We start from the raw sequence: 18,535 nt of genomic DNA on the forward strand, positions 1-18,535 counted from the left end.
TTGCTATAGTCTGTGTAAACCAAAAGTTTATAGTGGCGCTTATGGAAACCTTCAGCAGTATCGAATGCTTCGTGCGTAGCGCCGAGGTTGGCAGCTTCGCCGAAGCGGCGCGGCGCTTGAGCCTGACGCCGGCGGCGGTGGGCAAGAGCGTCGCCAAGCTGGAGGCGCGACTCGGTGTGCGGCTGTTCCAGCGCAGCACGCGCAGCCTGACGCTGACTGAAGCCGGCCAGTTGTTTCTCGGCGAAGTCAGCGCCAGCCTGCACACGATTCAGAATGCCGTGGCCAACCTGGCCAGCGCCGAAGGACGTCCGGCAGGCACGCTCAAGGTCAGTATGGGGACGGTGTTCGGGCGTTTGTACATCGTGCCGTTGCTGGGAGAGTTTCTGCGGCGCTTTCCGGCGATCAACCCGGACTGGCATTTCGATAACCGTCAGGTCGACTTGATCGGCCAGGGTTTCGATGCGGCGATTGGTGGCGGATTCGAACTGCCTCAGGGTGTGGTGGCGCGAAAGCTGACGCCCGCCCATCGGGTGTTGGTGGCTTCAGCCGAGTACCTGGCGGGCCACGAGGCGATCATCGAGCCCGACGACCTCAAACACCACGATGGCATCTTGATACGCTCGCCGCAGACGGGGCGCGTGCGTTCCTGGCAGTTGACCAGTCGCGCCCGGCAACACAGCCCGCTGACGCTCAAGGCGCGGATGACCATGAGCGATTCGGAAGCCGCCTGCGCCACGGCGGCTCAGGGGTTGGGCATTGCGTTGGTGAGCATGCCGTTTGCCGTGGGCTATCTGGATGCCGGAACGTTGCAGCGGGTGTTGCCTGACTGGTATGTCGACGACGGCAACATCTCCATCTATTACGCCGAACACAAATTGCTGCCGGGCAAGACCCGGGCGTTTGTCGATTTCATTATTGAGCAGTTTGCGGGGCAGGGGTTGGGGCAGCGGTTTAGTGCTCTGTGAGTCTGATTTAGAACCGAGGTGCGGCCTTCGCGGGCAAGCCACGCTCCCACAGGTTTTGTGTCGTTTACATCATTACGATACGACCACAAAACCCTGTGGGAGCGTGGCTTGCCCGCGATGAACGATAGCGCGGTCCAAGACAGTGATTTTTTAAGCTTTTGATTTGCTGATGATGTTCCCGGCATGCAGCCCGCATTCTTTCTGCGTGGCTTCTTCCCACCACCAACGACCTTCGCGCTCGTGCTGGTTCGGCAATACCGGGCGGGTGCAAGGCTCGCAGCCGATGCTGATGAAGCCGCGCTCATGCAGGCTGTTGTACGGCAACTCCAGCATGCGGATGTAGCCCCAGATCTCTTCGCTGGTCATTTGCGCCAGCGGATTGAATTTGTACAGAGTGCGTTCCGGGGTGGAGAACGCGGTATCGACTTCCAGCACCGCGACCGCGCTGCGGGTGCCCGGGCTCTGGTCCCGACGCTGGCCGGTGGCCCACGCAGTCACGCCCGACAGCTTGCGACGCAACGGCTCGATCTTGCGGATGCCGCAGCACTCGCCATGGCCGTCCTTGTAGAAACTGAACAGGCCCTTTTCCTTCACGAAAGGTTCGAGCTTGGTGTAGTCCGGCGATACCACTTCGATATCGATCTTGTAGTGCTCGCGCACCTGTTCGATAAAGCGGTAGGTCTCGGGGTGCAAGCGGCCGGTGTCGAGACTAAACACTTTGACGTTCTTGTTCAGCTTCCAGGCCATGTCCACCAGCACCACATCCTCGGCGCCGCTGAAAGATATCCACAGATCATCGCCGAACTCGGCGAACGCGAGTTTCAGGATGTCCTGGGCGGATTTGTTGGCATAGGTCGTGGCGAGTTCCACGACATCGAACGATGGGCTCATCAGGGCGGCTTCCTACAGGTCGGTGGCGCTGGGCGCTCTATATATGCCTGATGGTAACAAAATCCTGCGGCGGCTGGTGCGCCCTCTGCGTTGCACAGAGGAGGGCGAGTCGCTAGAGTTCGGCAGTCCTTTTGCTCGCTCGACTCAATAAACAGTACAAAATGGGAGTGTCTTGTGGAAATTGCCTGTCTGGATCTTGAAGGTGTGCTGGTCCCGGAAATCTGGATCGCCTTTGCCGAAAAAACCGGGATCGACTCCCTCAGGGCCACCACTAGGGACATCCCCGACTACGACGTGTTGATGAAGCAGCGTCTGCGCATTCTCGACGAGCACGGCCTGAAGCTTTCCGACATCCAGGAAGTGATCGCGACGCTCAAGCCTCTGGAAGGCGCGAGCGAATTCGTCGACTGGCTGCGTGAGCGTTTTCAGGTGGTGATTCTGTCGGACACCTTTTACGAATTCTCCCAACCGCTGATGCGTCAACTGGGCTTCCCGACCTTGCTTTGCCATCGTCTGATTACCGACGATGCCGGTCGGGTCACGGGCTATCAGTTGCGTCAGAAAGATCCCAAGCGTCAGTCAGTGTTGGCGTTCAAGAGCCTCTACTACCGGGTGATCGCGGCGGGGGATTCCTACAACGATACGACGATGCTGGGCGAGGCCGATGCCGGAATTCTGTTCCATGCGCCGGACAATGTGATTCGTGAGTTTCCACAATTCCCGGCGGTGCACAGCTTTGCGGAGTTGAAGCAAGAGTTCATCAAGGCTTCGAATCGGGCGTTGAGTTTGTAGTCGTCAGGGATGGCCCCATCGCGGGCAAGCCCGCTTGTATGGTAGGACTTGAAGGGAGGAGGAGGGACAAAGCCCGATTCTGACTGTTGACGCAGTACAGATCCGTGGGAGATTTCGCCCCTCCTCCTTTCACCCAAGCGCCGATAAAGAATGCATCTGGCTAGGACCGACGATAGGAACAAGCCTGCGCCTCTGGGTGAGCCCTTCAAGTGCTCAAAACATATCCCGGAGGAAATCCAATGGCAATGCCGGTTTCTGTCACAAAGCCAATCGTAGGCGTGGATGTCGCCAAGAACGAACTGGTGATCTATCACGCCGAACTTGACCTGCTTGAAGAGATTCCCAACAACAAGGCTGCCATCAAGCAGTGGTTGAAAGCCTTGTCGGGGACAGTCGCGGTAGCCATTGAGTCGACCAATATCTATCACCTGGAGTTCGCCGATCTGGCCTATGAGGCTGGCTGCGTGATTTACATGGTGGGTGGCTATGAACTCAGCCATTACCGAAAAGGGGTGAATATCCGCGCCAAAACCGATGCGTTGGATGCCAGACTGCTCGCCCGCTATCTGAAGAACGAAGGTGATGATCTTCATCCTTGGACCCCGCCATCACCGCTGTACCGCCAGCTCTTGAGCCTTTTTCGTCGTCGCGCAGCCTTGGTTCAGGCGCGGGTCGGCCTGGTGCAAAGTTGGGCGAATGAACCGCTGCTGAAATCTGCTTTCGCCGCGCAAGTGAAAGCCATGCAGCAGCTTGAAACGCTGGTCGAAAAGACGATTAATGATCATCTGAAAGAAGCCGGTTTGCTCGGTCAGTTGAAGCGTTGCCTGAAAGTTGAAGGCATTGGATTTCTGACCGGAGCCCGCTTGCTCACGGCGTTTCAGCGGGGCGACTTCAGAAACGCAGATGCCTTTATTGCCTTTCTGGGAATGGATTTGCGGGTGGCGAAGTCAGGGCAAAAAGACGGGCGCCGGAGCTTGACCAAGCGAGGTGACCCGGAAGCTCGCCGGCTTCTGCACAATGCAGCTATGTCGGCCAGCCGTACGCCAGCCTGGAAAGGCTTTTATGAAGAGCAAAGAGCTCGAGGTTTCAGCACCACTCAGGCGCTGGTGATACTGGCTCGCAAGCTTGCTCGGATCGTATTCGCTCTACTGAAAGGACAGAGCGAATATCAACCCAAAGCTGGTTGAGGGCTTCCCTTCAACCATAGAATCTCCCACAGGTTATGTGTCGATCAACACAAATCCTGCGGGAGCGGGCTTGCCCGCGAAGCTTTTAAAGGCCCCCCAAAGTATCGAGCAACACCTTCACCTTAGTTATCGATTCCTGATATTCCGCCTGCCAGTCCGAATCCGCGACGATCCCGCCGCCACCCCAGCAGCACACCTGCCCATCCTTGACCAGCAAACTGCGAATGGCGATGGAGCTGTCCATCTCGCCGCGCACGTCCAGATACAGCAATGAACCGCAATACAACCCACGACGGGTCGGCTCCAGTTCATCAATGATCTGCATCGCGCGAATCTTTGGTGCGCCGGTAATCGAGCCGCCGGGGAAGCTGCCGGCGATCAAATCCAGCGCATCCTTGTCATCCGCCAGCTCGCCAGTAACGCTGCTCACCAGGTGATGCACGTTCGGATAGCTTTCCAGGCTGAACAACTCCGGCACCCGCACCGAGCCGATGCGGCAGGTGCGACCGAGGTCGTTGCGAAGCAAATCGACGATCATCAGGTTTTCCGCACGATCCTTGGGGCTGGCCAGCAGTTCGGCGGCGTTCGCCGCATCTTCAGCAGCTGTCAGGCCGCGGGGGCGGGTGCCTTTGATCGGGCGGGTTTCAACGTGGCGCTCGCTGACTTTGACGAAGCGCTCCGGCGACAGGCTCAGGACGGCGTCGCCGTCGGGCAGGCTCTGGAAGCCGGAAAACGGCGTCGGGCACGCCGCCCGCAGCGCGCAGTACGCGGCCCACGGATCACCCTGGCATTGCGCGCGAAAGCGCTGGGCGAAGTTGACCTGATAGCAGTCGCCGGCCTGGATGTACTGCTGAATGCGTTCGAAGGCTTGTCGATAGTCGTCAGCGCTCAGGTCGGCGCTCATCGGGCCGTCCAGTTTGAAAGGCTCGATCTTCTGAGGTGCAGGCTGCGTGAACAGTTCGATCAGCCGCTGTCGTTCGCTGTCGATCAACGCCGGGTGGAACACCAGTTGGCTGGTGGCCAAGTGGTGATCGCTGATCAGTGCCCAGTCGTACAGCCCGAAACGTGCGTCGGGCAATTGCAGATCGTCCCGTGCCTGACTCGGCAGGTTTTCCAGATGCCGGCCGAAGTCGTAGCTCAGATAACCGATCAGCCCGCCGGCGAAAGGCAGGTCGAAAGGAGCAGTGGCTTCGCCAAGTCGCGTCAGATTGTCGCGAAGGCGTTGCAGGAAATGGCTGCCGCTTTCATCCGGTAATACGGCCAGTTGCTCCAGCGGCCAGGCACTGAGCAGGTCATAACGCCCACGCTCGGCGCTAGGCCGGCCGCTGTCGAGCAGCACGGCACCGGGGGCATGACGAATCGCCGCGAAGTATTCGGCGGGGTTGGCGCGATAGGGCAGCAGGTGTACGGAACAGGTCAACATGGGCGGGGCAGATCAGCCATCGAGGCGGGGGAGCGATTGTAGTCCTCTGCAGGATTTGCTCCTAGAGGGGATGTCGGGGATTGAACTGTTGGTGCCAGGGTTGAAAGAGTTGGTGGCTGTGAGTCAGCCTTCGCGGGCAAGCCTCGCTCCTACAGGTACAGCGGCGTCCTTGTAGGAGCGAGGCTTGCCCGCGAAGGTCGCACCTTGGTCTCGGATCAGCCCTCAACCGCAGGAATATGCCCAAACATTTCCTGAACGAACTCCACGCGCTCCTGCGCTGTTTCGATTATCCCGCGGGCCTGTAATTCTTCCAGTCGCGCTTCGACCGCGTGGGTACGCAACGTCAACCCGCAATCGTTGGCGATTTGAATGTTCAATCCGGGCCGGGCGTTAAGCTCAAGAATCAGTGGCCCTTTCTCCTGGTCGAGCACCATGTCGACACCGATGTAACCCAGCCCGCACAGCTCATAGCAGCCGGCAGCAAGCTTCATGAAACCGTCCCAGTAGGGCAGTTGCACTCCGTCCACTGCGTTGGTGGTGTCCGGATGTTTGTTGATGATGTTGTTCAGCCAGGTGCCGCGCAATGTCAGGCCTGTGGCCAGATCGACACCGACGCCGATGGCGCCCTGGTGCAGGTTGGCCTTGCCGCCGGACTGGCGGGTCGGCAGGCGCAACATGGCCATCACCGGATAGCCCATCAGCACGATGATGCGAATGTCCGGCACACCTTCATAGCTGATGCTTTTGAAGATCTGGTCCGGGGTCACTCGGTATTCGATCAGCGCGCGGTCACGGTGACCGCCGAGCGAGTACAGGCCGGTCAGGATGCTGGAAATCTGATGCTCGATTTCCTCGTGGCTGATGATCTTGCCCGACACCGTGCGATAGCGGCCCTCGAAGCGGTCGGCGATCACCAGAATGCCATCACCGCCAGCGCCCTGGGCCGGCTTGACCACGAAATCGGTACGCCCGCCGATGATCTCGCTGAGGTTGTCGATTTCCTTCTCGGTGGAGATCACGCCGTACAGCTCCGGCACGTGGATGCCGGCGGCGATGGCGCGCTCCTTGGTGATGATCTTGTCATCGACGATCGGGTACAGGCTGCGCTTGTTGTACTTGAGCACGTAGTCTGCGTTGCGCCGATTGATCCCCATGATGCCCCGGGCCTCCAGGGCTTTCCAGGTCTTCCAGAGACCGAACATCAGGCGTCAGCCTTCTTGAGGAAAGCCTTGAAGCGCACCAGTTCGGTCAGGCGGTAACCGCGATAGCGACCCATGGCCAGCATGAAGCCCACCAGGATCAGCAGAATCGCCGGGAAGGTGAACACGAAGTACACCAGCTCAGGCACGCTCATGATCAGGTGCGCCAAAGAAGCGGCGAACAGCGTGCCGATCGCCACTTTCATCGCGTGGCCACCACCGCGCTCTTCCCAGGTGATCGACAGTCGTTCGATGGTCATGGTCAGAATCACCATCGGGAACAGCGCCACCGACAACCCGCGTTCTAGGCCGAGTTTGTGACTGAACAGGCTGATAGCCGCGATCAGCACCACCACGAAGGTCAGCACCACCGATAGCCTCGGCAGCATTTGTAGCTTCAAGTGCTCAAGGTAGGAGCGCAGCGACAGCCCCAACGTCGTGATGATCGTAAACAGCACGATGCCGAAACCGAGCTGGGTTTCCCGGAAGGCGAGGGCGATCAGCACCGGGGTAAAGGTGCCGAGTGTCTGAATGCCGATCAGGTTGCGCAGGATCAGGATCACCAGCACGCCGATCGGAATCATCACCATGATCATGAAGGTCTGCTGGGTTTCCAGCGGCAGGCCGTACAGCGAGTAGTCGAGGAAGTTGGCGTCGGAGTTTTCGTCGGTCAGCTTGGCCAGGCGAATGGCGTTCATTTCGCTGTTGTTCAGGCTGAAAGTGACGTTGGCTTTTTTGCCGCCATCGACGGTGATCAGGTTCTCGTCGCCGGTCCACCACAGCAAGCGGTCGGTGGGCAGGCCCTGTTCGCCGGTTTCCGGGTTGAAGTACAGCCAGTCAGTGCCGTTGAAGCTGCGCAACCAGAGTTCAGGCATTTGCGGCTGATCGGCTACCAGGCGAATGGTGTGGACCTTTTCCACCGGCACGTGGGCGATGGACAGTACCAGTTCGACGATTTTGGCTTTGTTCACGGTGGACGGATCGCCGGCCAGCAGCAGTTTTACGTTGTCGTCGTTGAGGTTGTTGACCCGCTTGATGGCTTCGCCGATGAAGGTTTCGACGTCAGCCGAGTGTTGGCGGATCGGCGCGAGCAGGGCTTCGGCGGCGATTTTTTCCGGGCCTTCGACGGCGATGCTGTCGCGGAAGGTCGGGCCTTTGACCTTGGATTTTTCGCCGCTGTAGCGCTTGGTCAGCACCAGTCGGTAATAAAGAGTCTGGTTGCCCTTGGCCCGACGCGCCGACCAGGTGACCTTGCGGTTACCGTCGACACGGTTCACCGCCACGCCGTAATTATTGGAAATGAAACTCTCGTTGAGGCTCACGTAGTCGCGGCTCAGCGGCGGCACGAACATCTGGATCTTGATCGGATCCTTGGCGTTGGCGACGAACTCGACCTTGGCGTCGATGTTCCACAAGTCGTCGGTAGCGTCTTCGGTCACCGGGATTCCGAGCACGAAAATCTGATAGGCCGTAACTGAAATGCCCAGCACCACCAGGATGGCGATCAGCAGTTTCAGATGGAGGGTAAGAGAGCGCATTGGAATTACTCTGCGGTATGTGCGTCGGTGGCGCAGGCGGGTTTGCCAGCAGCGTATTTAAGACTGGGGTCGACCAGCGCATCGAAGCGTTTGAGCGCTTCGGAGCCGATCAAGAGCGGGTATTGGAAGGCACTGCGGTCGGTCAAGTTCACTTCGATGCTGCGTAAAGCCGAACCCATGCAGATATCCAGCTCGATGACCGGACGGGCGGTGTATTTTTTGCCTTCTTCCGGGTCGTAGTCACCGGCCCGGCGCTTGATCTTGCTGACACGGGCCAGCGGTCGTTCGATCGGGTGCGAATGCGCGGCGTCGATAGCCAGATAGAAGCGCACCCAGGATTCGCCATTGCGTTTGAAACGTTTGATGTCGCGGGCACTCAACGAAGCAGTTTTCGCCCCCGTGTCGAGTTTGGCGGCGACTTCCAGATTGATGCCGTCCAGCGAAGCGTACTCATTGAGGCCGTACACAGTCTTTTCCCCTGCTGCAGCGAAACCCGGCAGGCCAAAAAGACAAAGGAATGTGGTGAAGGGCTTGAGTCTCATAAATCCTGGTGCGCAGCGGTCCGTTCTTCAATTCAAGGCCCTGGCATTGCTGCACAAGCTCCCTCGTATGCCTATCTGTTTTTCATGACAGGCAATGCAGATGACAAGCAAATGCGGGCGGCATTCTAGCACGGTGGGTTTATGGCGCCAGCGCTGGCCGACGGCTATAACTTGAGGGGTTGCTTCCTTATGGTGCAGCGTGGTTATTAGGCGATTGTCGACAATATCGAATTATCCTTTGACGTAAGCGGCCATATTCGCTAGTTTTTGCGGCATTGGTTTTCAAGGTGTCGACAATATGCTGGATCAACTCGATCCCCCGGTCACAGTTCAGGACGACTCGGAAACACTTTCCGAAAACGTCTTCCGACGTATTCAGGCGGCCATCGTCAAAGGCGAGATCGCCCCGGGCAGCAAGATCTCAGAGCCCGAGCTGGCGCGCACCTACGGCATCAGCCGCGGGCCGCTGCGTGAGGCCATTCACCGTCTGGAAGGCCAGCGCCTGCTGGTTCGCGTGCCGCACGTCGGGGCGCGGGTGGTATCGCTGAGCCACGCCGAACTGCTGGAACTCTACGAAATTCGCGAATCCCTGGAAGGCATGGCGTGCCGTCTGGCGGCTGAACGCATGACGGTCGAAGAAATCGACGAACTGCGTCGGGTGCTGGAAACCCATGAGCGCGATGCGGCGTTTCAGGCCGGTGTCGGTTACTACCAGCAGGAAGGCGATTTCGACTTTCATTACCGGATCATCCAGGGCAGCGGCAACCGCACCCTGACCCAGATGCTGTGCGGTGAGCTCTATCAGCTGGTGCGCATGTACCGCATCCAGTTTTCCACCACGCCCAATCGGCCGCGCCAGGCGTTTGCCGAACACCACCGAATTCTCGATGCCATCGCCGACCGTGACGGTGAGTTGGCCGAGTTGTTGATGCGCCGTCACATCGGCGCCTCCAAACGCAATATCGCCCGTCACTACCAGGACGGCGCTAACCCGACAGCCACTGAACGAGGTGAGTCATGAGTTCCAACAAGAGCACTCCAGGCCAGCGTTTCCGCGATGCGGTCGCCAGCGAACATCCGCTGCAAGTGGTCGGCACGATCAACGCCAACCACGCACTGCTCGCCAAGCGCGCCGGTTTCAAGGCTATTTACCTGTCGGGTGGCGGGGTGGCTGCCGGCTCCCTCGGCGTGCCGGACCTGGGAATTACCGGTCTGGATGACGTGCTGACCGACGTGCGCCGCATCACTGACGTCTGCGACTTGCCACTGCTGGTGGACGTGGACACCGGTTTCGGTTCCTCGGCGTTCAACGTTGCCCGTACCGTGAAGTCGATGATCAAGTTTGGCGCGGCGGCGATTCACATCGAAGACCAGGTCGGCGCCAAGCGCTGCGGTCATCGTCCTAATAAGGAGATCGTCTCGCTGCAGGAAATGGTCGACCGCATCAAAGCGGCCGTCGATGCCCGCACCGACGACAGCTTCGTGATCATGGCCCGCACCGACGCCCTGGCGGTGGAAGGTCTGGAGTCTGCACTGGATCGCGCCGCCGCATGCATCGAAGCCGGCGCCGACATGATCTTCCCGGAAGCCATCACCGAGCTTGAGATGTACAAGCTGTTCGCCAGCCGCGTGAAAGCGCCGATCCTGGCCAACATCACCGAGTTCGGCGCGACGCCGCTGTACACCACCGAGCAGCTCGCCGCCGCCGACGTGTCGCTGGTGCTGTACCCGCTGTCGGCGTTCCGCGCGATGAACAAAGCCGCGGAAAACGTCTACACCGCGATCCGCCGCGACGGCACGCAGCAGAACGTCATCGACACCATGCAGACGCGCATGGAGCTGTACGATCGCATCGATTACCACACCTTCGAGCAGAAGCTCGATGCGTTGTTCGCGGCGAAGAAATAAAGATCAAGAGATCGCAGCGAGGCTGCGATCTTTCGGCATCACAAAGAACCTGATGAAACACAATTTGCCGATTCCCTGACAAATTCAAGAAAACTGGAGACAGCAATGGCCGAAGCAAAAGTACTCAGTGGCGCCGGGCTCCGTGGCCAGGTTGCCGGGCAAACCGCACTGTCCACCGTGGGCCAGTCGGGCGCAGGCCTGACCTATCGCGGCTATGACGTTCGCGACCTGGCGGCTGACGCACAATTTGAAGAAGTGGCTTACCTGCTGCTATACGGCGAGCTGCCAACCAAAGCGCAACTTGCTGCCTACACCGAGAAACTGAGCAAGCTGCGTGACCTGCCGCAAGCGCTGAAAGAAGTGCTGGAACGCATCCCCGCCGACGCCCATCCGATGGACGTGATGCGCACCGGTTGCTCGTTTCTGGGCAACATCGAGCCGGAGAGCGACTTCTCCGAGCAACACGACAAAACCGACCGCCTGTTGGCCGCGTTCCCGGCGATCATGTGCTACTGGTATCGCTTCAGTCACGACGGTAAACGCATCAATTGCGTGACCGACGAAGCCTGCATCGGCGGCCATTTCCTGCACTTGTTGCACGACAAGAAGCCGAGCGAATTGCACGTCAAGGTGATGAACGTTTCGCTGATCCTCTACGCGGAACACGAGTTCAACGCCTCGACCTTCACCGCCCGCGTGTGTGCCTCGACCCTGTCGGATTTGTATTCCTGCATCACGGCGGCCATCGGCTCCCTGCGCGGCCCGTTGCACGGTGGCGCCAACGAAGCGGCGATGGAAATGATCGAGCGCTTCTCGTCGCCTGAAGAGGCGGTCGAGGGCACCCTCGGCATGCTGGCGCGCAAGGACAAGATCATGGGCTTCGGCCACGCGATCTATAAGGACAACGATCCGCGCAACGAGGTGATCAAGGCCTGGTCGAAAAAACTCTCCGACGAAGTGGGCGACACCGTGCTGTTCCCGGTGTCCGAAGCCATCGACAAGACCATGTGGGAGCAAAAGAAACTGTTCCCGAACGCCGACTTCTACCATGCGTCGACGTACCACTTCATGGGCATTCCGACCAAGTTGTTCACGCCGATCTTCGTCTGCTCGCGCCTGACTGGTTGGGCGGCGCATGTGTTCGAGCAACGTGCCAACAACCGCATCATCCGCCCGAGCGCCGAATACGTCGGCGTCGAACAGCGCAAGTTCGTGCCAATCGAACAACGCTGACCGGGAGGGCTACCGCGCTGGTTACTGAATGAACCGGGAACCAGTGTGGGAGCGGGCTTGCTCGCGAAGACGGACTGACATCCAACATTGATGTCGACTGACACACCGCTTTCGCGAGCAAGCCCGCTCCCACATTTGACCGTGTTCACTTCGGGAGCTGCGCCAGGCGCCCACCCTTTGAAACCACCGTGACCGAGTCCTGACGATGAACACTGAATTCCGCAAACCGCTGCCCGGCAGCCATCTGGATTATTTCGACGTCCGCGCGGCGGTCGATGCCATTCAGCCTGGCGCCTACGACACCCTGCCGTACACCTCCCGCGTGCTGGCGGAAAACCTTGTGCGTCGCTGCGACCCGGCCACGCTCACCGAATCCCTCAAGCAATTCATCGAGCGCAAACGCGATCTCGATTTCCCGTGGTTCCCGGCCCGCGTGGTGTGCCACGACATTCTTGGCCAGACCGCCCTGGTCGACCTCGCCGGCCTGCGCGACGCCATCGCCCTGCAAGGTGGCGACCCGGCGCAAGTGAACCCGGTGGTGCCGACTCAGTTGATCGTCGATCACTCCCTGGCCGTTGAACGTGGTGGCTTCGATCCCGAGGCGTTTGAAAAGAACCGCGCCATCGAAGACCGTCGCAACGAAGACCGTTTTCACTTCATCAACTGGACCAAAAAAGCCTTCAAGAACGTCGACGTGATTCCGCCGGGCAACGGGATCATGCACCAGATCAACCTGGAGAAAATGTCGCCGGTGATTCAGGTGCGTGACGGCGTGGCCTTCCCCGATACCTGCGTCGGCACCGACAGTCACACCCCGCACGTCGATGCGCTGGGCGTGATCGCCATTGGTGTTGGTGGTCTGGAAGCGGAAAGCGTGATGCTCGGTCGCGCATCGTGGATGCGTCTGCCGGAAAGCGTCGGTGTCGAACTCACTGGCAAGTTGCAACCGGGCATCACCGCCACCGACATGGTGCTGGCGCTGACCGAATACCTGCGCAAACAAAAAGTCGTCGGCGCGTGGCTGGAGTTTTTCGGTGAAGGGGCTTCTGCTCTGACCTTGGGCGACCGTGCGACCATTTCCAACATGGCCCCGGAATACGGCGCCACGGCGGCAATGTTCTACATCGACCAGCAGACCATCGACTACCTGAAACTCACCGGCCGTGAAGACGAGCAAGTGCAGTTGGTCGAGAATTACGCCAAGCAGACCGGCCTCTGGGCTGACAGCCTGAAAGGTGCGCAATACGAGCGCGGGTTGAGCTTCGACCTGTCTTCGGTGGTGCGCAACATGGCCGGCCCGAGCAACCCGCACGCTCGTGTCGCCACATCCGATCTCGCGGCGCAAGGCATCTCCGGCCAGTGGGATGACGTGCCGGGCCAGATGCCGGACGGCGCGGTGATCATCGCCGCCATCACCAGTTGCACCAACACCAGCAACCCACGCAACGTCATTGCCGCAGGCCTGCTGGCGCGCAACGCCAACAAGCTCGGGCTGAGCCGCAAGCCATGGGTCAAATCCTCGCTGGCGCCGGGTTCGAAAACCGTGGCGCTGTATCTGGATGAAGCCGGGCTGACTAAAGAGTTGGAGCAACTCGGCTTCGGCGTCGTGGCCTTCGCCTGCACCACGTGCAACGGCATGTCCGGCGCGCTGGACCCGGTGATCCAGCAAGAAATCATCGACCGTGATCTGTACGCGACGGCCGTGCTGTCCGGTAACCGCAACTTCGACGGGCGGATTCACCCATACGCCAAAAACGCGTTCTTGGCTTCGCCGCCATTGGTGGTCGCTTACGCCATCGCCGGGACCATTCGTTTCGACATCGAAAAAGATGTGCTGGGCCTGGACGCGAACGGCAAGGAAATCCGCCTGAAAGACATCTGGCCGAGCGACGAAGAAATCGACGCGGTGGTCAAGGCATCGGTGAAACCGGAGCAGTTCCGCCAGGTGTACATCCCGATGTTCGCCATCCACGAAGACACTGGTCCGAAGGTTACGCCGCTGTATGACTGGCGCGAAATGAGCACCTACATCCGTCGTCCGCCGTACTGGGAAGGCGCGCTGGCCGGCGCTCGTCCGCTCAAAGGCATGCGCCCGCTGGCGGTGCTGCCGGACAACATCACCACCGATCACCTGTCGCCTTCCAACGCGATCATGCTCGACAGCGCCGCCGGTGAATACCTGGCGAAAATGGGCTTGCCGGAAGAAGACTTCAACTCCTACGCCACCCACCGCGGCGACCACTTGACTGCGCAGCGCGCGACGTTCGCCAACCCGAAACTGTTCAATGAAATGGTTCAGGAGAACGGCAAGGTCAAGCAGGGTTCCCTGGCGCGAGTCGAGCCGGAAGGCCAGGTCATGCGCATGTGGGAAGCCATCGAAACCTACATGGAACGCAAGCAGCCGCTGATCATCATCGCCGGCGCCGACTACGGTCAGGGTTCGTCCCGTGACTGGGCGGCCAAAGGCGTACGTCTGGCGGGTGTGGAAGCGATCGCCGCTGAAGGTTTCGAGCGCATCCACCGTACCAACCTGGTGGGCATGGGCGTGTTGCCGCTGGAGTTCAAACCGGGCACCGACCGTCACACCCTGGCCATCGACGGCAGCGAAACCTACGACGTGATCGGCGACCGCACCCCGCGTGCGACGCTGACGCTGGTGATCAATCGCAAGAATGGCGAACGCGTCGAAGTGCCGGTGACCTGCCGTCTCGACACCGCCGAAGAAGTGTCGATCTACGAGGCCGGCGGCGTGTTGCAGCGTTTCGCTCAGGACTTCCTCGAAGAATCGGCGGTCGCCGTTTAACACACGATATGCGGACACGGGATTTCAGGCCCGTGTCTGTCTATCTATAAGGAGCACCAATGGCTCACGCACCTCAGATCAAAATCCCCGCCACCTACATGCGCGGCGGCACCAGCAAAGGCGTGTTCTTCAGCCTGAAAGACCTGCCTGAAGCGGCACAGATTCCCGGCCCGGCTCGCGATGCGTTATTGCTGCGAGTGATCGGCAGTCCCGACCCATACGACAAGCAAATCGATGGCATGGGCGGTGCGACGTCCAGCACCAGCAAAACCGTGATCCTGTCGAAAAGCATCAAGGCCGATCATGACGTCGATTACCTGTTCGGTCAGGTCTCCATCGACAAGCCTTTCGTCGATTGGAGCGGCAACTGCGGCAACCTGTCGGCGGCGGTCGGTTCGTTCGCCATCAGTAATGGCCTGGTGGATGCCAGCCGCATTCCACACAACGGTGTGGCGGTGGTGCGCGTGTGGCAGGCCAACATCGGCAAGACCATCATCGCCCACGTGCCGATCACCAACGGTGAGGTCCAGGAAACCGGCGATTTCGAACTCGACGGCGTGACCTTTCCGGCGGCCGAAGTGCAGCTCGAATTCATGGACCCTGCGGCGGAAGAAGAGGGTGGCGGTGGTTCGATGTTCCCCACCGGCAATCTGGTGGATGACCTCGAAGTGCCGGGCGTCGGTACGCTCAGGGCGACCTTGATCAACGCCGGCATTCCGACCATTTTCATCAATGCCGAAGACATCGGCTACACCGGCACCGAATTGCAGGGCGCCATCAATGGCGACCTGAAGGCCCTGGCGATGTTCGAAACCATCCGCGCTTACGGCGCGTTGCGCATGGGGTTGATTCAGCACCTGGACGAAGCGGCCAAGCGTCAACACACCCCGAAGGTGGCGTTCGTCGCCAAGCCGGCGGATTACATTGCGTCCAGCGGCAAGGCGATTGCGGCCACCGACATTGACTTGCTGGTGCGTGCGCTGTCCATGGGCAAACTGCACCACGCGATGATGGGCACGGCGGCAGTGGCCATCGGCACGGCGGCGGCGATTTCCGGCACGTTGGTGAATCTGGCGGCAGGTGGCATCGAACGCAACGCGGTGCGCTTCGGTCATCCCTCCGGTACCTTGCGCGTGGGCGCCGAGGCCAGCCAGGTCAACGGTGAATGGACTGTGAACAAAGCCATCATGAGCCGCAGTGCGCGGGTGTTGATGGAAGGTTATGTTCGCGTGCCGGGGGATTCTTTCTAACCCCGACACTGAACCAATGTGGGAGCGGGCTTGCTCGCGAAGGCGGTGTATCAGGCAATATTGATTTCGACTGACGCTCCCTCTTCGCGAGCAAGCCCGCTCCCACAGTTAATTGCATTTCAATAACAAGAATGGCGTCACCAACTAAGATTGATCCTGAACCGAGGTCCCATCAGCGAACCACTGACCGAGTGAATCGAACATGAGCGCCAACGTCGACCTGAACAACCGCCCCGACTACGACACGGTCCTGCAGGACATCGCCGACTACGTCCTCAACTTCAAAATCGAATCGCCAGAGGCGCTGGATACCGCCCGCAATTGCCTGATGGACACCCTCGGCTGCGGTCTGCTGGCCCTGCGTTTTCCCGAATGCACCAAACACCTGGGACCTATCGTCGAAGGCACTGTCGTTCCCTTCGGTGCTCGCGTGCCGGGCACCAGTTATCGTCTTGATCCGGTCAAAGCCGCTTGGGATATCGGTTGCATCGTCCGCTGGCTCGATTACAACGACACCTGGCTCGCCGCCGAATGGGGTCATCCGTCCGATAACCTCGGCGCCATTCTTGCGGTGGCCGACCATCTGTCGCAAAAACACCTGGCCAATGGCGACGCACCGCTGACCCTTCGCGTGGTGTTGGAAGCGATGATCATGGCTCACGAGATTCAAGGCGTGATTGCCCTGGAAAACTCATTCAACCGCGTCGGCATCGACCACGTCATCCTGGTGAAAGTCGCCTCGACCGCCGTCACCGCCAAGCTCATGGGCGCCAATCGCGAGCAACTGCTATCGGCGTTGTCCCATGCCTTTGCCGATGGCCAGGCGTTGCGCACTTACCGGCATGCGCCAAATGCCGGGTCGCGCAAATCCTGGGCGGCAGGGGACGCGTCCAGCCGTGGTGTGCGTCTGGCGGACATTGCGATGCGTGGGGAGATGGGTGTTCCCGGTGTACTGACCGCCAAACAATGGGGGTTCTACGACGTACTGTTCAGCCACACCAACAATGACATGGCGCTCAAACCTGAAGACAAACGTGCCTTCAGCTTTTCCCGGCCGTTCGGCAGCTACGTGATGGAAAACGTGCTGTTCAAGATCAGCTTTCCCGCCGAGTTTCACGCGCAAACCGCCTGCGAGGCTGCCGTTACCCTGCATCCATTGGTCAGGAACCGTCTGCACGAAATCGACAGGATCGTCATCACCACCCACGAATCGGCGATCCGCATCATCTCCAAGGTCGGCCCGCTGGCCAACGCTGCGGACCGCGACCACTGCATCCAGTACATGACCGCCGTACCCCTGGTGTTCGGTAATCTGGTGGCCGAGCAATACGAAGACGACTTCCATGCCGTGCATCCCATTATTGATGTGCTGCGCGACAAAATGGTCATCGTCGAAGACCCGCGCTTCACTCGCGAATATCTGGAGCCGGACAAACGGTCCATCGCCAATGCGGTGCAGGTGTTTTTCAAGGATGGCTCCAGCACCGAGAACGTGGTGGTGGAGTATCCGATCGGCCATCGCCGTCGTCGCACCGATGGTATTCCGCTGCTGGAAGATAAATTCAAGGCCAATCTGGCGACGCGATTCACGGCTCAGCGCAGTGCCGAGATCTTTGCGTTGTGCAAGGACCAGGCGCGGCTTGAGGAGACGGCGGTGAATCGGTTTGTGGATTTGTTTGTGATCTAGGAGACCGAGTTATCGTTCTTCGCGAGCAAGCCCGCTCCCACATTTGATCTTTGTCGTACACAAAATCTGTGTTCGCTGAAGATCAAATGTGGGAGCGGGCTTGCTCGCGAAGGCGGCCTGACAGGCGCTAAAGAACTACTTGAAACGTCGCTCCACACCTTTCTCTACTAAAATCTTCGCCGAAATCTCTTCCACGGAGAAATGCGTGGAATTGATGTGGGCAATGTTCTCGCGACGAAACAGATTCTCCACCTCGCGCACTTCGAATTCGCACTGGGCGTAGCTCGAATAGCGGCTGTTGGGCTTGCGCTCATTGCGGATGGCTGTAAGCCGGTCCGGGTCGATGGTCAGGCCGAACAGCTTGTGATGATGGGCGCGCAGGGCGGTTGGCAGTTGCAGGCGCTCCATGTCGTCTTCGGTCAGCGGATAGTTGGCCGCACGGATGCCGAATTGCATGGCCATGTACAGGCACGTCGGCGTCTTACCACATCGCGACACGCCCACTAGTATCAGGTCGGCCTTGTCGTAATAGTGCGTGCGGGCGCCATCGTCGTTGTCGAGGGCGAAGTTCACCGCCTCGATGCGCTCCATGTAATTGGAGTTGCCACCAATGGAATGGGATTTGCCGACGGTGTAGGAAGAATGCTCGGTCAGTTCCTGTTCCAGCGGGGCCAGGAAGGTCGAGAAAATGTCAATCATGAAACCATTCGAGGTTGCGAGGATCTCACGAATGTCCTGATTGACAATAGTGTCGAAAATAATCGGACGAAAACCATCGTTTTCGGCGGCTTTGTTGATTTGTTGTACCATGGCCCGCGCTTTATCCGCGTTGTCGATGTAGGGCCGCGTGATTTTGCTGAAGGTAATGTTTTCGAACTGCGCCAACAGGCTTTGACCGAGGGTTTCGGCCGTAATGCCCGTGCCATCGGAGATAAAGAAAGCAGATCGTTTCATTTGCACCTTGGGCCTTAAGCTAGTGACGATTCTTGGATATAGTAGGCGCGATTTGTCGGCCGCCAGTGGCCTGCATTCTCACTTATTTTCCAGGTCCAGGCCATACAGCCGGCAAATGCTCCCCCGAGTCGCCGGCTTCTGAGCTTTTCCAACACAGTTAGTG

15 protein-coding genes are annotated in these 18,535 nt (G+C 59.4%); 9 read left to right on the plus strand and 6 right to left on the minus strand.

The annotated features are described in order from the left end of the window. Positions 1-41 precede the first annotated feature (41 nt). On the plus strand, positions 42-965 hold the full coding sequence (locus AB7M29_RS12845; protein ID WP_217857965.1) for a LysR family transcriptional regulator: 924 nt from the start codon (positions 42-44) through the stop codon (positions 963-965). A 150-nt stretch (positions 966-1,115) separates the two neighbouring features. On the opposite strand, the gene AB7M29_RS12850 is transcribed toward AB7M29_RS12845, so the two are convergent. Next, entirely contained in the window at positions 1,116-1,856 is a 741-nt protein-coding gene (locus tag AB7M29_RS12850; protein WP_217857964.1) for a phosphoadenylyl-sulfate reductase, read from the minus strand. A 174-nt stretch (positions 1,857-2,030) separates the two neighbouring features. Between AB7M29_RS12850 and thrH the strand changes: the two genes are divergently transcribed. Further along, positions 2,031-2,648 carry a bifunctional phosphoserine phosphatase/homoserine phosphotransferase ThrH gene (thrH, locus tag AB7M29_RS12855; RefSeq protein WP_008074130.1) on the plus strand — a complete coding sequence of 206 codons (618 nt, stop codon included), beginning with the start codon at positions 2,031-2,033 and terminating at the stop codon, positions 2,646-2,648. Positions 2,649-2,887: 239 nt separating this feature from the next. Further along, complete coding sequence (locus AB7M29_RS12860) at positions 2,888-3,835, plus strand: IS110 family transposase (protein WP_217858081.1); 948 nt, start codon at positions 2,888-2,890, stop codon at positions 3,833-3,835. Between the two features lie 85 nt (positions 3,836-3,920). Here AB7M29_RS12860 and pabB read toward each other — a convergent pair whose 3' ends face one another. The 4 genes from pabB to rloA all read right to left on the minus strand — a co-directional run bounded on the left by pabB (position 3,921) and on the right by rloA (position 8,537). Continuing rightward, a complete protein-coding gene (gene pabB, locus AB7M29_RS12865) occupies positions 3,921-5,258 on the minus strand; it encodes an aminodeoxychorismate synthase component I (RefSeq protein ID WP_454246979.1) in 1,338 nt (445 codons plus the stop codon). Between the two features lie 215 nt (positions 5,259-5,473). Further along, positions 5,474-6,460, minus strand: coding sequence for an alpha-L-glutamate ligase-like protein (locus AB7M29_RS12870; protein WP_123720822.1), 987 nt, complete (start codon positions 6,458-6,460; stop codon positions 5,474-5,476). After that, a complete protein-coding gene (gene rloB, locus AB7M29_RS12875) occupies positions 6,460-7,995 on the minus strand; it encodes an osmotic stress tolerance membrane protein RloB (RefSeq protein ID WP_217857961.1) in 1,536 nt (511 codons plus the stop codon). Before rloB ends, AB7M29_RS12870 begins: the two co-directional genes overlap by 1 nt. Before the next feature lie 5 nt (positions 7,996-8,000). Further along, a complete protein-coding gene (gene rloA, locus AB7M29_RS12880) occupies positions 8,001-8,537 on the minus strand; it encodes a retropepsin-like aspartic peptidase RloA (protein ID WP_007902103.1) in 537 nt (178 codons plus the stop codon). Positions 8,538-8,835: 298 nt separating this feature from the next. Here rloA and AB7M29_RS12885 point away from each other — a divergent pair, with 298 nt between their 5' ends. From AB7M29_RS12885 to prpD, 6 genes are all read left to right on the plus strand, one after another. Continuing rightward, a complete protein-coding gene (locus tag AB7M29_RS12885; protein ID WP_007902102.1) occupies positions 8,836-9,558 on the plus strand; it encodes a GntR family transcriptional regulator in 723 nt (240 codons plus the stop codon). Further along, positions 9,555-10,445, plus strand: coding sequence for a methylisocitrate lyase (gene prpB / locus AB7M29_RS12890; protein ID WP_123720825.1), 891 nt, complete (start codon positions 9,555-9,557; stop codon positions 10,443-10,445). The genes AB7M29_RS12885 and prpB overlap by 4 nt, the downstream gene beginning before the upstream one ends. A gap of 105 nt (positions 10,446-10,550) precedes the next feature. Next, complete coding sequence (gene prpC, locus AB7M29_RS12895) at positions 10,551-11,678, plus strand: bifunctional 2-methylcitrate synthase/citrate synthase (RefSeq protein ID WP_454246980.1); 1,128 nt, start codon at positions 10,551-10,553, stop codon at positions 11,676-11,678. Positions 11,679-11,883: 205 nt separating this feature from the next. Beyond that, positions 11,884-14,481 carry a Fe/S-dependent 2-methylisocitrate dehydratase AcnD gene (acnD, locus tag AB7M29_RS12900; protein WP_217857959.1) on the plus strand — a complete coding sequence of 866 codons (2,598 nt, stop codon included), beginning with the start codon at positions 11,884-11,886 and terminating at the stop codon, positions 14,479-14,481. A 59-nt stretch (positions 14,482-14,540) separates the two neighbouring features. After that, positions 14,541-15,731, plus strand: a complete 1,191-nt coding sequence (gene prpF, locus AB7M29_RS12905) for a 2-methylaconitate cis-trans isomerase PrpF (protein ID WP_052965402.1) — start codon at positions 14,541-14,543, stop codon at positions 15,729-15,731. Between the two features lie 202 nt (positions 15,732-15,933). Continuing rightward, positions 15,934-17,418, plus strand: a complete 1,485-nt coding sequence (prpD, locus tag AB7M29_RS12910) for a 2-methylcitrate dehydratase (protein WP_454246981.1) — start codon at positions 15,934-15,936, stop codon at positions 17,416-17,418. A 135-nt stretch (positions 17,419-17,553) separates the two neighbouring features. Here the strand turns inward: prpD and ppsR are convergent, their stop codons facing one another. After that, positions 17,554-18,372, minus strand: coding sequence for a posphoenolpyruvate synthetase regulatory kinase/phosphorylase PpsR (gene ppsR / locus AB7M29_RS12915; RefSeq protein WP_007902088.1), 819 nt, complete (start codon positions 18,370-18,372; stop codon positions 17,554-17,556). Positions 18,373-18,535 lie beyond the last annotated feature (163 nt).

This window comes from Pseudomonas sp. F-14 TE3623 (assembly GCF_053629015.1).

Coding starts and splice junctions, on each gene's coding strand:
- AB7M29_RS12845 (WP_217857965.1), top strand. CDS start 42: ATGGAAACCTTCAGCAGTATCGAATGCTTCGTGCGTAGCGCCGAGGTT.
- AB7M29_RS12850 (WP_217857964.1), bottom strand. CDS start 1,856: ATGAGCCCATCGTTCGATGTCGTGGAACTCGCCACGACCTATGCCAAC.
- AB7M29_RS12860 (WP_217858081.1), top strand. CDS start 2,888: ATGGCAATGCCGGTTTCTGTCACAAAGCCAATCGTAGGCGTGGATGTC.
- pabB (WP_454246979.1), bottom strand. CDS start 5,258: ATGTTGACCTGTTCCGTACACCTGCTGCCCTATCGCGCCAACCCCGCC.
- AB7M29_RS12870 (WP_123720822.1), bottom strand. CDS start 6,460: ATGTTCGGTCTCTGGAAGACCTGGAAAGCCCTGGAGGCCCGGGGCATC.
- rloB (WP_217857961.1), bottom strand. CDS start 7,995: ATGCGCTCTCTTACCCTCCATCTGAAACTGCTGATCGCCATCCTGGTG.
- rloA (WP_007902103.1), bottom strand. CDS start 8,537: ATGAGACTCAAGCCCTTCACCACATTCCTTTGTCTTTTTGGCCTGCCG.
- AB7M29_RS12885 (WP_007902102.1), top strand. CDS start 8,836: ATGCTGGATCAACTCGATCCCCCGGTCACAGTTCAGGACGACTCGGAA.
- prpB (WP_123720825.1), top strand. CDS start 9,555: ATGAGTTCCAACAAGAGCACTCCAGGCCAGCGTTTCCGCGATGCGGTC.
- prpC (WP_454246980.1), top strand. CDS start 10,551: ATGGCCGAAGCAAAAGTACTCAGTGGCGCCGGGCTCCGTGGCCAGGTT.
- acnD (WP_217857959.1), top strand. CDS start 11,884: ATGAACACTGAATTCCGCAAACCGCTGCCCGGCAGCCATCTGGATTAT.
- prpF (WP_052965402.1), top strand. CDS start 14,541: ATGGCTCACGCACCTCAGATCAAAATCCCCGCCACCTACATGCGCGGC.
- prpD (WP_454246981.1), top strand. CDS start 15,934: ATGAGCGCCAACGTCGACCTGAACAACCGCCCCGACTACGACACGGTC.
- ppsR (WP_007902088.1), bottom strand. CDS start 18,372: ATGAAACGATCTGCTTTCTTTATCTCCGATGGCACGGGCATTACGGCC.